Below are 13,338 nucleotides of genomic sequence, written 5' to 3' on the forward strand. Positions count from 1 at the left end.
CTCGACCGCCACGTAATAACTACGACCAACCTGCCAAAAGGGGACTGGTTTATTTTGGCAGTTTTTATCTGGGAAAACGCTGTATCTCTGCCATTTGGTGCAAACGAACCCGTCCCCTTCGCACCAATCTGGTGCAATGGGGACAGGTTAGCTTGCACCAATAAAGGAAAAGGGCCGCGCACCCAAATGGATACGCGGCCCTTTAGCCACGAATGCGAGCGATTCCTCGGCGAGCTATTTACTCAGCAGCCTCGGTGGTCTCGGCCTCGGCAGCGGCCTCCTCGACGGGAGCCTCTGCGGGAGCCTCGGCGGCCTGCTTGGCAGCCTCCTCGGCAAACTTAGCAGCACGCTTGGCCTTCTCGGCAGCCTTAGCCTCAGCGGCGGCCTTGCGAGCGGCCTCGGCCTCAGCAGCCTTGGCAGCCTTGGCAGCCTTGGCCTCCTCGGCCTTCTTGAGCTGGGCGGCAGCGGCGCCACCGAACTTGTCGGCGAAGCGCTGGACGCGTCCACCGGTGTCGACGAACTTCTGCTGGCCGGTGTAGAACGGGTGGCACTCGTTGCAAAGCTCAACCTTCATCTCGGACACGGTAGCGTGCGTCTTGAAGGTGTTGCCGCAGGAGCACGTCACCGTGCACTCGACATACTGGGGATGGATACCCTGCTTCATGGTAGGACTCCTTATTGGTCAGGCGCTGGTTACCGATCAGCGCATAAGGCGTCTTGGTTTCCGACCAAGACAACAAACTCGGCTATGGTACCACGGCGCCGCGTGTCCCACAAAAGGTTCACGGTCTTTGCGCTGTGCATCGCGCCCAAGACACAGCAGACGACACGACGAATTGCGGCAAACGGGCGCCTTTGCCCCTTCTCCCATGTTGCAGACGTGTAACGCCGCAGCAAAGGTGCCCCTTTTGGCGCCAGACAGGTACAATGATGAACACTGTACCGTAGCGGAGCGCCCCGCGCGCGCCGCAATCACGCGAAAGGGTTTCCCATGGCCGAGATCTCGTCCTCCCGTATCGTCATCACCGTCCTTGGCAAGAACCGCCCCGGCATCGTCGCCGGCGTCACCCGTGTCCTAGGCGAGGCCAACGTCGACATCCGCGACATTACGCAGTCCATTATCGAGGACATCTTCACCATGACCATGCTGGCCGACACCGCCGAGTCCAAGCTCGACTTCGCCGAGCTGCAGAAGGCACTGGCCGAGGCCGGCGAGCTTTCGGGCGTCAACGTGTCCATCCAGCGCGAGGACGTCTTCAACTTTATGTACCGCCTGTAGCGAGCAAGCCGCGTGGCGACGGCCCAAGGTGCGCCCAGGCGCAACGTCACCACATGGCCCGGAGAGGAGCGCGCATGGCCTACGACGCCAAGAAAATCTACTACCGCTTCGATGACCACCTGAGCCGCCTGGTTCTGGATTACGAGGCGAGCCGTCAGATTTCGCCCGAAAGCGAAAACCTCTACCACGGCCTGCCGACCGACCCTTATGACGAGGACCTGTTTGTCGAACACAATGTCAAGCGCGGCCTGCGCAATGCAGACGGCTCGGGCGTGGTCGCGGGCCTCACTCGCATCTCGGATGTGCATGGCTACAACAAGGTCGACGGTAAGGTCGTGCCCGATCAGGGCAAACTCACGCTTCGTGGCTACAGCATCGAGGATCTGGTCAACAACGCCCAGGCCGAGAACCGCTACGGCTACGAAGAGGTCGCCTATCTGCTCATTACGGGCTCTCTGCCCACCAAGGAAGAGCTTGACGGTTTTTGCGGACGTCTGGGTGCTTTTAGGCACCTGAGCGACGAATACGTCCGCGAGTTCCCCATGACCACGGTGTCGTCGAGCATCATGAATGTGCTTCAGCGCGCCGTGCTGCTGCTCTACGCCTTCGACGCCGAGCCCGACGCCATTACACCCGAGCACGAAATCGATGTCGCCATCTCCATGCTCGCCCGTCTCCCCCGCATCGCCGCCTTCGCGCATATGGCCTCGGTCGCCAAGCGCCGCGGCTCCGAGGTTCATGTACCGCATCCCACGCCCGGTCTCTCCACCGCCGAGACCATCCTGCAGGTGTTGCGCGGCGGCATGGCATTCACCCGCGACGAAGCCATGCTGCTCGACGTGATGCTCATGCTGCATGCCGAGCACGGCGGCGGCAACAACTCCACGTTTGCCTGCCGCGTACTATCCTCCTCGGCCACCGATCCGTATTCCGCCTACGCCGCGGCTATCGGCTCGCTCAAGGGCCCGCGCCACGGCGGCGCCAACGCCAAGGTCGTGTCCATGCACGAGGACATCCGTGCGCACGTCTCCAATTGGGAGGACGAGGACGAGGTCGCAGCCTACCTGGGCAAGATTCTCGACAAGCAGGCCTTCGACGGCACGGGTCTCATCTACGGCATGGGCCACGCCGTCTACACGCTCAGCGACCCGCGAGCCGAGGTCTGCCGCCACTACGCACGCACACTTGCCGCCAAGAAGGACCTGGGCGATGAGTTCGCGCTCATCGAGCGCATCGAGCGCCTGGCACCGCAGGTGATGCGCGACCACGGCATGACCAAGCCTATCTGCGCCAACATCGACCTGTACACAGGCTTTATCTACAAGATGCTCGGCGTGCCCGAGACGCTTTTTACGCCGCTTTTCGCCGTCGCCCGCATGGCCGGCTGGTCGGCACACCGCATGGAAGAGCTCTTCTGCGCGCACCGTATTATTCGCCCGGCCTATCGTCCGGTGATCGAGCCGCTGGAGTACAAGCCGCTCGCCGACCGCTAGGACGCGGACCGTTATAGAACTCGAGCGTGGCCAGGGCATCACCGCCCTCGGCCACGCTTTTTATGCCAGCAGAAAGGGCTGCATCGAATGATTGTTTTTTCCGATATGGATGGAACGCTGTTGACGAGTGACAAGCAGATGAGCGACGCCACTTGGGCGATGCTCGACGAGCTCGCACGTCGCGGCATTGAGTTTGTACCGTGCACGGGACGTCCGCTGTCGGGCATCTTTGAGCCCATCCTCGCCCATCCCGCCGTGCACTATGCCGTCTGTGCCAATGGCGCCAGCGTCTGGCAGCTCGACGACGATGTGCCCACCGATACCTCGCGCGCCACGCGCATCTTGAGCCGACCGCTCGATTGCGGCATTGCCCATCGCATCCACCGCATCGCCGCCGGCCACGATGTGACCTTCGATATCTTCGCGGACGGGCAGTGCTTCCTCCCCCGCTCGCTCTACACGCGCCTGGACGAATTCTGCGGCGGCGACCCCCACATCGCGGCTTCGCTCAAGCGCACACGAACACCGATCGACATGGATATCGACAGCAAGATCGACGAGGTCGAGACGCTCGAACGCATCGCCATGTACTGGCACGACCCGGCCGATCGCGACGCCATCGCGTCGGAGCTCGACTCGCTCGGAGGCATTGAGGTCACGCGTTCGTACGCCATGAATATCGAGGTCATGGGCGAGGGCGCCACCAAGGGAACGGCCCTCACGTGGCTATGCGAGCACCTGGGCGAGCGTCTCGCCGACGCTTGGGCGTTCGGCGACAACATCAACGACATCCCCATGCTGCAGGCAGCGGGCCACGGCATGGCCATGATCAACGCCGAGCCCGAGGACCGCGAGGCCGCCGACGCCATCACCGAATACGACAACGACCACGACGGCGTCGCCCGCACCATCATGGCCACCCTCGCCTAGCAACATCAACCCGGTAGTCATTGGGGACGTTCTTAAATGGCTAGTCGCTGGCGGCACTCATTTAAGTCTGTCCCCAATGAGTGGTTTTTGTCGTTGGGAACACTCTTCGCGGGGCGCCGCAAGGACTGTCCCCAGCTGCCGGCAGAAAAGGAACGTCCCCATCTGCCGGATTAGGCGAGGCTCTCCAGAACACGGCGGAGTTCCTGCTGAACGGCGTGGTCGCGGTTGCAGCCTACGACGCGATCGGCAACCGCTTTGAGCGCGGGGCGCGCGTTTTCCATCGCGCAGCCCGTGCCGACAAAGCGAATGATCTCGTAGTCGTTCATCGAGTCGCCAAACGCCATGATCTCGTCGCGTCCAATGCCGTAATGCTCCGCGAGCTGTGCGATGCCCGAGGCCTTCGACACACCGGGCTGCATGGCATCGATCCACGCGTTGCCCGAAGGTGCAAAAGTAAAGAGCTGACCAAGTTCGCGCTGTAGCACGTAGGCGCTGTCCATAACGACACCGTCATCGCAAAAGATACTCGCCTTGATGATATTTACGCTGGGATCGGGCAGCTCCCAAATACGCTCGGCATTGGGAAGGTCCTTATCGACCTCACGCACGAACTTGCACTCGTCATCGAGCAGGAAGGACTTGGTTCGGTCAAAAAGCGCAAGATGCAGATTGGGAAACGTCGCGACTGCTTGGGCGAGCTTTCGAATCGCCAGGTGCGAATACACCTCACGGTCTACCATTTTGCCGTCGGCGTAGACCTGGGCACCGTTAGCGGCGACAAAGTCCATCTTGTCGCGAACGGGCGCAAAGAACTCGCACAGGCGATCGTAGCGGCGACCTGACGATGCGGCAAAATGCACGCCATGCTCGCGTAGCGCCAAAATCAGTTCGTAGGTCTCGGGAGGCACCTGGCTGTTTTCGTCAAGCAACGTGCCGTCCATATCGGATGCAATCAGTTTAAACATGGAAAAGCTCCCTTCGGGCTTGTTGGAATCGAACGTGTATCCAATTCCAACGTACCCAAAGGGAGCTCAGGTAAGACTCCGCGGGCGCAAACGTTACAAGGACCTAGCAAATAGCTCACGCGCGTCAGAGGTCCCACGGTCGCAGCGTCAGGCAACACGTCAAAGAGTGTCGCAGGCGACTAGCCGTTTAAGAACGTCCCCGATGACTAGTCGGCGTAGGTGAAGGTTGTGACGTCGAACATGCCCTCGGGGCGGATGCGGAGCGTCGGGATAACCGGCAGGGGCAGGAAGATGATGCCCATGATGGGGTCGAGCGGCGGCTCGATGCCCATGGCGCGCGCCTTGACCATAAAGTCGTCGTGCTGCGCGGCGACATCCTCGGCCGTGCCTTCGCTCATCAGACCGCCGAGCGCCAGCGGAATGCGCGCCACGACCTCGCCGTTGCGCACCAGCACGTGACCACCCTGGCCCACAGCCTCAACAGCAGCCATCATATCGGCGGCATTGTCGCCCACCACGCATACGTTGTGCGAGTCGTGGCCGATTGTGGAGGCAATGGCGCCACCGGTGATGGTGAAGCCGCGCACCCAGCCGCGACCGATGTGCTTGCCGACAAGACCCAGGCCCGCAGGACCATCACCGTCGGCGCCCTCGGCCTGCAGCGACACACCGCGGCCGTGGCGCTCGATCAGCATAATGCGGCGCAGGCCCTCGGCGCTCTCGGGGCGAACCATACCCGTGATGGCCTTACCCGGCACCACGTCAATCACGGCCTCGCCCGGCTTAAAGGCATAGTCGAACACGTCGAGCGAAAGCTTCGGCAGCTTAACGGAGGCGCGCAGCTCATCGGCAAGGGCTGCGACCTCGGCCATCTCGGGTGCAATCTCGCCCACAAAGGTACCGTCCTGCGCCACCAGAGCACCGGCGGCATATACGCGATGCGGAGCCGTGGCAAACGTCAGGTCATTGAGCACCAGCAGGTCGGCACGCTTGCCCGGGGCGATGGCGCCGCGGAGCTCGTGCGGGTCGCGGCAGCCGTGGTCCAGGCCAAATGCCTCAGCCGTGGAAAGGGACGCCATGGAGATGGCGACCACGGGGTCGATACCGGCCTCAATCGCCACGCGGCAGGCGTTGTCGATCATGCCGGTCGCAAGCGCATCGGAAGGGGCGCGGTCGTCGGTCGCAAAGCAGCAGCGGCGGGCACGGGCAGGATTCTCCAGCAGCATCGGCGACAGGTTGGCCAGGTCATGGCTGCACGTACCTTCGCGCAGCATCACGTACATGCCGCGGGACAGCTTGTCGAGTGCCTCCTCGGGAATCGTCGACTCATGGTCAGCGATAATACCTGCTGCGGCATAGGCGTTGAGGTCCTTGCCGGCAACGAGCGGCGCGTGACCGTCAACCTGCTTGGACGGCGTCTGGTTGGCAGCGTCAATGCGAGCGCAGGTCTCGGGATCGGCCATAAAGACGCCCGGCAGGTTCATCATCTCGCCCAGGCCAAAGACATCGCCCGGATGCTCGGCAAAAAACGCCTGCATATCAGCAGCGGTGATGACGGCACCGGCCTGCTCGTCGGGCAGCGCGGGCACGCACGAGGGCATCATGTACTTGATGGAAATAGGAGCGCGACGACCGTCCTCGATCATAAAGCGCAGGCCGTCCAAGCCAGAAACGTTGGCGATCTCGTGGCTGTCGGCAATGGCAGTGGTGGTACCGCGCGTCGCCGCCATGCGCGCATACTCGGCAGGGCGGATGTTCGAAGACTCGATATGCAAGTGTCCGTCAATAAAACCGGGGGCAAGATAGCGGCCCTGGCAATCGATGACCTCGGCAGCCTCATACGTACCGGCGGCATCGTCGCGACCGTCGTAGAGCACACCGACGATCACGCCATCCTTGACGGCAACGCTACCGGGCGCCACGCGCTGGCCGTATACATCGACGATCTGTGCGTTGGCAAACAGCGTGTCAACGGGCACACGACCCTCGGCGGCCTCGATCACAGATCTCATGACCTCAACGGACATACATACTCCTTTAACCGTAGAAAAAAGCTGCGGAGCGGACAGGCCTTCACCGCAGCAAACCAATAGCCATTGTATGCCCAAACGATGGGTCAACAATACGCCTCTCCGCTTAACGGCACCGCCAAATGATCCCTTGGGGACGGAGGAAAAAAGTTGCGGTGGAATAGTTCCTACCTGGGCGCCCGTATGGCATTTTTAGGAACTATTTCACCGCAACTCAAAAGGCCGCAGTCGGGAGTTCCGGCTGCGGCCCTATTGCACATGTTAGGTTGACCTACTTGCTAGACCAACTTAAAGCCCTTGCGCTTGCCTACGGAGAGGGTGTCGCCCAGCTTGAGGACGCTGGGGTCGATGTTGTAGCTCTTGGGAGCCACGGCCTTGCCGTTGATCTTGACGCCGCCGCCGTCGATGTCGCGACGGGCCTGGCCGGCGCTCGCCGAAAGGCCCAGGTCCTTGAGCAGGCCGGCGAGGTAGATCTGCCCCTCGTCATTGACGGTCAGCTCAACATGCTTCTCAGGGAAGTCGGCGAGTTGGCCCTCCTTGAACACGCGGTCGAACTCGGCCTGAGCCTCGTCGCCGGCACCGGCGCCGTGGTAGGTGTCGCACAGGTCGCGGCCCAGAGCGCGCTTGAGCTCATAGGGATCGGCGGAGCCGTCGGCCAGAGCAGCGTCGATCTTGTCGACCTCGGCCGGGGTGAGCGAGCTCGCCAGGCGGTAGTACTTGCCGATCATCTCGTCGGGGATGGACATGGTCTTGCCGAACATATCCTTGGGCGCGTCGGTCAGGCCGATGTAGTTACCGTAGGACTTGGACATCTTACGGACGCCATCGGTGCCCTCGAGCAACGGCATGGTGAGCGCGATCTGGGGCTCCATGCCCATCTTCTCCATGAGCTCACGGCCGGCGAGCAGGTTGAAAAGCTGATCGGTGCCGCCCATTTCCACGTCGGCCTTGATCTGCACGGAGTCGTAAGCCTGCATCACGGGATACAGGAACTCATGCAGGGCGATCGGCGTCTGGGACTGGTAGCGCTTGGTAAAGTCGTCGCGCTCGAGAATACGGGCGACAGTGAACTTGGAGCACACCTGCAGCAGACCGGCCAGATCCATCGACAAGATCCAGTCACCGTTGTGCACGATGGTGGTCTTCTCGGGATCCAGGATCTTCATGGCCTGGCTCACGTAGGTCTCGGCATTGGCCTCGATCTGCTCCTGCGAAAGCTGCGGGCGGGTGGAGTTCTTGCCCGAAGGATCGCCGATCAGTGCGGTGCCGTTACCGATGATGAGGGTGACGTTGTGGCCCAGGTCCTGGAACTGACGCATCTTGCGCAGCGGCACGGCATGGCCCAGGTGCAGGTCGGGGCTGGTGGGGTCGACGCCGAGCTTGATGTTGAGGGGCTCGCCCTTCTCAAGCTTCTTGCGAAGGTCGGCCTCGGGGACGATCTGCGCGGCGCCCGAGGTGATGATACGCATTTGCTCGTCAACAGACAGCATTGGGTATCCTCCTTTTGCTATAGCACCCTCGCCGAAAACGGCGGTGCTGGAAGTCCATAAACTCTCTTATGATAACAAACTGACGCGGCGCAGCATCTACGACAGGAAAATCCTCGTCCTGCCGCATGCGTCGATGGCAACTGACAGACGTGTACCGTCACGCTCGACCAGATAGCGCACCTGCCGACGACGCAAGCAGTCGCGGCAACGGGCCTGCCCCGTCGCATCGGTGGCGCAGACGCCCTCGGCGGTCAGCAGGCAGTGCTCGCACACCATGAGCTCGGGACGGTCGGTGTCGACCGGACCCAAGACGGCGGGTTCAGCAGCCAGTTCGGCAATACGCTCCCTATCATTGCTGAGCAACTCGGCAGGCAAGTATACCCACCCCGCGCCAAGCCCGCGCAGCCAGGCAAGCGTAGCCCGATTGGCGCAGAACACCGGCGCCGCCACGTCAAACGTCGTGCCCAGCTCGCGGGCCATCGCCACCTGCCCCAGGTTGCGGCAAACAACACGCCCAGCACGTTGCATAAGCGCTCGAGTCCGCTCGGCGTCGCCTGCGCGGCACACTTCGTCGAGCACCACCGTCGCATCGGACAGATCCCGCTCATCGCGCGGATCCACGTCCATCAGCTCCCAGGCAAAGACCATGCGAGCAAAAGCCTCATGCTTTGCCGGCTCCGCCGGTCCCGCCAACTCCGTCGGCACGTCGCCATCTGCCAGAACGCCCTCAAACGGCAGCACCTCAACGGACTGCTCAGCAGGCGCGACCGCATCTGCCTCGACCCGCATGCGCTCCAACACCGTTGCCGTCTGCCCCAGCACGCCGGCACTGCGAATCAGATAGACCTCGCAGCCCGCGTCCACCTTGCGTTTGCAATGCACGACGATGCGCTCTCCCGCAGCGGCATCCACGGGGCAAGGCACCTGTGGCCAGCGCTTGGGCACATCGGGACGTGCGTCGGCACCCGGGTAAAACCTGATCTCGAGCGTATCGCCCACCGCCACGGCGGCATCAAGCTCAACCGTCACCTCTCCGTGACCCACCGCCACCAAGTGACCCACGCGCACGCCCTGGTTGATCGCGCGCTCAAAGCTCATGAGCTCGGCGCCCGAACGACCCCGCAGATACGCATCGGTAAAGCCGCGGTTGAACGACCTTCCCAGCTCGCGCTCAAGCGCCGGCACCGCATCGGCATCCCATGTGCCGTCGCGCAGCATATTGAGCGCCCGACGCCACACCCTCACCACGTTAAAGACGTAGTCGGGATTCTTCATGCGGCCCTCGATCTTGAGCGATGCCACGCCGGCGGCAACAAGCTCGGGCAGATGCGCGATGCCCAGATAGTCACGCGGACAAAGCAGGCGATCCCCTTCGACAGCGACAACACTCTGCCCCTCCTCGTCCACCAAGTCATAGGATAGACGGCACGGTTGAGTGCAATCACCGCGCATCGCAGAGCGGCCACGTCGAAGGGCAGAGAACCCGCACGCACCCGAGTATCCAATGCAAATAGCGCCGTGACAGAACACCTCGATGGGCACGCCAGTAGCGCAAAGCGTCTCAATCTCTACCACGCTCAGCTCGCGCGCAGTCGTCACGCGCTCAACGCCCAACTCCTTGGCAGCCAACTGCACGGCACCCTCGCTATGAGCGCCCGCCTGAGTGGACAGGTGAATCTCGACCCCCGGAATCGCCGCACGAAGCGCACAGGCCAGCCCGGCATCGGCCACAATCAACGCATCGGCACCCAACGCGTGCGCATGCGCCCCCAACGTCACGGCGTCGGCAAGCTCATCATCGAACACGAACACGTTGAGCGTCACGTACACACGCACGCCATGGGCATGGGCCACGGCACAACCGCGCGCGAACTCATCATCGCTAAAGCCATGCGCGCTCGCTCGAGCGTTGAATCCGTCCAGCCCCGCATAGATGGCATCGGCACCCGCCGCAATCGCCGCGAGCATCTGGTCGAGTCCGCCAGCAGGCGCCAGCAGTTCGGGCAACGCCACTTCAGCCGCCGCCAACTCGCTTTCGCATTGTCCGCTCGGTTCCATCGGCCGAATCGCCATCGGTAAACTCCTTGCCAAGGTGTGCTTTCACTCTGAAAATTGCTGCCAACCAGCATACACGAGGCCCCGCATGCCCCGATTGGTTTATCGTGTAATAACTTATGTCCATCCTGCCCGGTAGCATACCTGCCGCCTGGCACGACATACCTGGAGGTCAATATATGGGTCCTCGCCAACGACAGGGGCGCGGTCGCTCTAAGACGCATGCCCTTCCCATGATCTTGCTCTCGTTTTTGGGCTTTCTGCTTATCGCGGGCGTAGCGTTTGGCATCGGCATGATCGGCAACGTCAACCGCTGGCTGTCCGATCTGCCCGACTACACCGATGCCAACGCGTATCTGGTGAGCGAGCCCACCGACATCGTCGACTGCAACGGCAATACCATTGCGAGTTTCTACACGCAAAACCGCAAGTCCATCACCAAGGACCAAGTGTCCCCGTACGTGCTGCAGGGCACCGTCGACGTTGAGGACGAGCGCTTCTACGAGCATGGCGGCATCGACCTCTGGGGCATTGCACGCGCATCGGTGGCAACCCTCACCGGCGGCCACGAGGGCGCATCGACCATCACCCAGCAGCTGGTTCGCAACACCATCTTGCAGGAGGAACAATTCGACTCGACCATCGAGCGTAAGGTGCGCGAGGCCTATATCGCCATCAAGATGGAGGATATGTACTCCAAAGACGAGATCCTCATGATGTACCTCAACACCATCTACTACGGCCATGGAGCATATGGCATCGAGGCCGCCGCCGAGACCTATCTGTCCAAAACCGCCGCCGACCTCACCCTGAGCGAGGCCGCGCTGCTCATCGGCCTTCCCAACTCGCCCTCGCAGTACGACCCCACGGTTAATCCCGACTTGGCGCTGTCCCGCCGCAATAAGGTTCTGGACAACATGCTGCGTCTGGGCCACATCACGCAGGAAGAGCACGATGCCGCACAAGCTGAGCCCATCACGCTTAACGTGACCGAGATTTCGGGCAGTGGCGTCGATGTGTACTCTCAGCCCTACTTTGTCTCCTACGTTAAGCAGTTGCTTGAGCAGGAGTTCTCCACCGACGTGCTCTTTAAGGGCGGTCTGACCGTCAAGACCACCATCGACCCCACCATGCAGCAGGTGGCCGAGGAGGCTGTGCGCTCGCAGCTCGACACGCTTTCGCTCGACGGCCTGGACATGGGCATGGTCGTCGTTGACCCCAAGACCGGCTACATCAAGTGCATGGTAGGCGGCTACGACTACAACGCCGACGAGAATCACGTGAACCACGCTACGGCAAAGCGCCCCGTGGGCTCCACGTTTAAGGCCTTTACGCTGGCAACTGCCATCCAAAACGGTATGAACCCCAACGTCACCCTCAACTGCAACTCGCCGCTCAAGGCCAAGGGCACCACGACCGAGGTGCAAAACTACGGCAACCAGAGCTATGGCAACATCACGCTTAAGCAGGCAACGGCATACTCATCCAACACCGGCTACATTCAGGTGGCCGAAGCCATCGGCAATGACAAGATCATGTCGCTCGTCAAAAAGCTTGGCATCGATCCCGCCAAGGACAATATCGAGGACGTTCCCGTCATGACGCTCGGCACCGGGTCCATCTCACCGCTCGAGATGGCATCTGCCTACGCAACGTTTGCCAACGGTGGCTACTACCGTCAGCCCATCGCCATTACCGAGATCGACTCGCGTACCGGCTCGGTTCTGTACCAGCACACCGACAATCCCACGCAGGTGCTCACCGAAGGCGAGGCTGCCGCGGTTACCGATGTTCTATCCGGCGTCATGCAGGGCAGCGGCACGGGTGCCGCCGGCGCGCTGAACGTCAACCAGCCCTATGCCGGCAAGACGGGCACCACTGACAACACCACCAACCTGTGGTTCTGCGGCTTCACGCCGCAACTGACATGCGCCCTGTGGACCGGTTATTCCGCAGGCGAGATTCCCATCCAAAAGTACGGTTCGGACCTGCTGGGCGACAGCACCAACCTGCCCGTCTTTAAGAAGTTCATGAACACCGTTCTTGCGGGCACCGAGCGCGAGGAATTCCAGACCGGAACGGCTCCCACGTACAAGAACAATAACGTCTGGAAGTTCTACGGCACAAACAACAAAAAGAAAGACGAAGAGGATAAAGACGAGGGAAAAGAAGAGGAAGAGACCACGACCACCACAACGACAACGACAACCACGACCACTGAAACCCCGGGCGGCAACACCACCGGCGATAGCGGTACGACAGGTGGCGACGGTGGCACGGGTGGCAATGGTGGCACGGGTGGCGACGGTGGCACGCCGACGCCTACCCCCGATCCTACGCCCACGCCCGACCCCTCTACGGGCCAGTAGACGCAAAGCGGCATCTGACACCAAGGCGCCCGAGCAGCACGTACGCTGCTCGGGCGCTTCTTTATTTCGGCAGATGTCACAAGATGCCACGACGGCCCCGGCTGCAGGACCGATAGAGCAACGGGTGCCGGCATGCAAAAGGGCGCTGACCTTCGTCAACGCCCTCGGCAATTACCTATAGCAACAATCGGCACAGCAGCAGTGCCACGCATCCCCTACTTGTGAGAGTTACTCAGCTTGTTGATGAGCGCCTCAAGGCGCTCTCCGTCCTCGGCCGTCTGCGCAATGACTAAGATCGTGTCGTTGCCGGCAAGCGAGCCAAGCACGTCGGGCAGCTCCGCGGCATCGACCGCTGCGGCAATACCAGAAGCCGTACCGGGCTGTGCCTTGATCATAACCAGATTATCGGTGCGCAGTACGCCGGTAACCAGCTCGGAAACCATGCGCTGCAGATGCAGGTCCTCGGCAAGGACATAGATGCCCTCGGGGAGCTTACGCAGTCCCATGTCCGCGATGTCGCGCGAAACGGTCGCCTGCGTGCAATCGAAACCCATGGCGCGAAGCTCGTCTACCAAAACGCGCTGCGTACGTACGTCCTTATTGCGAACAATATCTCTGATGGCATCCTGGCGCCCATTGCGTTTTTTGGCCATACAAAACCTCACTCCAAAAGATGGTGGAGACAATCACTTAGTGATTGAATAGTTTAGCGCTATTTGAGGGTTTT

10 protein-coding genes are annotated in these 13,338 nt (G+C 61.6%); 4 read left to right on the forward strand and 6 right to left on the reverse strand.

Annotation, left to right across the window (positions count from 1 at the left end; translation table 11 throughout):
• Positions 1-238 precede the first annotated feature (238 nt).
• Positions 239-664 carry a 50S ribosomal protein L31 gene (gene rpmE, locus ABCP74_RS02585; RefSeq protein WP_006235303.1) on the reverse strand — a complete coding sequence of 142 codons (426 nt, stop codon included), beginning with the start codon at positions 662-664 and terminating at the stop codon, positions 239-241.
• 327 nt (positions 665-991) lie between these two features.
• On the opposite strand from rpmE, the gene ABCP74_RS02590 reads away from it, so the two are divergent.
• The 3 genes from ABCP74_RS02590 to ABCP74_RS02600 all read left to right on the forward strand — a co-directional run bounded on the left by ABCP74_RS02590 (position 992) and on the right by ABCP74_RS02600 (position 3,702).
• Positions 992-1,279, forward strand: coding sequence for an ACT domain-containing protein (locus ABCP74_RS02590; RefSeq protein ID WP_006235289.1), 288 nt, complete (start codon positions 992-994; stop codon positions 1,277-1,279).
• Between the two features lie 74 nt (positions 1,280-1,353).
• A complete protein-coding gene (locus ABCP74_RS02595) occupies positions 1,354-2,772 on the forward strand; it encodes a citrate synthase (protein WP_343011721.1) in 1,419 nt (472 codons plus the stop codon).
• 87 nt (positions 2,773-2,859) lie between these two features.
• Positions 2,860-3,702 (forward strand): Cof-type HAD-IIB family hydrolase, encoded by an 843-nt coding sequence (locus ABCP74_RS02600; RefSeq protein ID WP_343000645.1) that lies wholly within the window; start codon positions 2,860-2,862, stop codon positions 3,700-3,702.
• 170 nt (positions 3,703-3,872) lie between these two features.
• Here ABCP74_RS02600 and ABCP74_RS02605 read toward each other — a convergent pair whose 3' ends face one another.
• The 4 genes from ABCP74_RS02605 to ABCP74_RS02620 all read right to left on the reverse strand — a co-directional run bounded on the left by ABCP74_RS02605 (position 3,873) and on the right by ABCP74_RS02620 (position 10,260).
• The gene (locus ABCP74_RS02605) at positions 3,873-4,667 is read right to left on the reverse strand and encodes a Cof-type HAD-IIB family hydrolase (protein ID WP_343000644.1); all 795 of its coding nucleotides are present in this window, start codon (positions 4,665-4,667) and stop codon (positions 3,873-3,875) included.
• 206 nt (positions 4,668-4,873) lie between these two features.
• A complete protein-coding gene (locus tag ABCP74_RS02610) occupies positions 4,874-6,694 on the reverse strand; it encodes an adenine deaminase (protein ID WP_343000643.1) in 1,821 nt (606 codons plus the stop codon).
• Between the two features lie 281 nt (positions 6,695-6,975).
• Positions 6,976-8,187 (reverse strand): tyrosine--tRNA ligase, encoded by a 1,212-nt coding sequence (tyrS, locus tag ABCP74_RS02615; protein ID WP_343000642.1) that lies wholly within the window; start codon positions 8,185-8,187, stop codon positions 6,976-6,978.
• Positions 8,188-8,283: 96 nt separating this feature from the next.
• Positions 8,284-10,260 (reverse strand): U32 family peptidase, encoded by a 1,977-nt coding sequence (locus ABCP74_RS02620; RefSeq protein WP_343000641.1) that lies wholly within the window; start codon positions 10,258-10,260, stop codon positions 8,284-8,286.
• Positions 10,261-10,421: 161 nt separating this feature from the next.
• Between ABCP74_RS02620 and ABCP74_RS02625 the strand changes: the two genes are divergently transcribed.
• Entirely contained in the window at positions 10,422-12,611 is a 2,190-nt protein-coding gene (locus ABCP74_RS02625) for a transglycosylase domain-containing protein (protein WP_343000640.1), read from the forward strand.
• Between the two features lie 215 nt (positions 12,612-12,826).
• On the opposite strand, the gene ABCP74_RS02630 is transcribed toward ABCP74_RS02625, so the two are convergent.
• Positions 12,827-13,264: an arginine repressor gene (locus ABCP74_RS02630; protein ID WP_022094272.1), complete on the reverse strand. Its 438-nt coding sequence runs from the start codon at positions 13,262-13,264 to the stop codon at positions 12,827-12,829.
• Positions 13,265-13,338: the final 74 nt, after the last annotated feature.

It is taken from the genome of Collinsella aerofaciens (assembly GCF_039062315.1).
Lineage (GTDB): Bacteria > Actinomycetota > Coriobacteriia > Coriobacteriales > Coriobacteriaceae > Collinsella > Collinsella aerofaciens_BG.

Excerpts from the sequence above, each read along its gene's own strand:
- ABCP74_RS02600 (WP_343000645.1), top strand. The coding sequence starts at position 2,860 with ATGATTGTTTTTTCCGATATGGATGGAACGCTGTTGACGAGTGACAAG.
- ABCP74_RS02610 (WP_343000643.1), bottom strand. The coding sequence starts at position 6,694 with ATGTCCGTTGAGGTCATGAGATCTGTGATCGAGGCCGCCGAGGGTCGT.
- ABCP74_RS02590 (WP_006235289.1), top strand. The coding sequence starts at position 992 with ATGGCCGAGATCTCGTCCTCCCGTATCGTCATCACCGTCCTTGGCAAG.
- ABCP74_RS02630 (WP_022094272.1), bottom strand. The coding sequence starts at position 13,264 with ATGGCCAAAAAACGCAATGGGCGCCAGGATGCCATCAGAGATATTGTT.
- ABCP74_RS02595 (WP_343011721.1), top strand. The coding sequence starts at position 1,354 with ATGGCCTACGACGCCAAGAAAATCTACTACCGCTTCGATGACCACCTG.
- ABCP74_RS02625 (WP_343000640.1), top strand. The coding sequence starts at position 10,422 with ATGGGTCCTCGCCAACGACAGGGGCGCGGTCGCTCTAAGACGCATGCC.
- rpmE (WP_006235303.1), bottom strand. The coding sequence starts at position 664 with ATGAAGCAGGGTATCCATCCCCAGTATGTCGAGTGCACGGTGACGTGC.
- ABCP74_RS02605 (WP_343000644.1), bottom strand. The coding sequence starts at position 4,667 with ATGTTTAAACTGATTGCATCCGATATGGACGGCACGTTGCTTGACGAA.
- ABCP74_RS02620 (WP_343000641.1), bottom strand. The coding sequence starts at position 10,260 with ATGGCGATTCGGCCGATGGAACCGAGCGGACAATGCGAAAGCGAGTTG.
- tyrS (WP_343000642.1), bottom strand. The coding sequence starts at position 8,187 with ATGCTGTCTGTTGACGAGCAAATGCGTATCATCACCTCGGGCGCCGCG.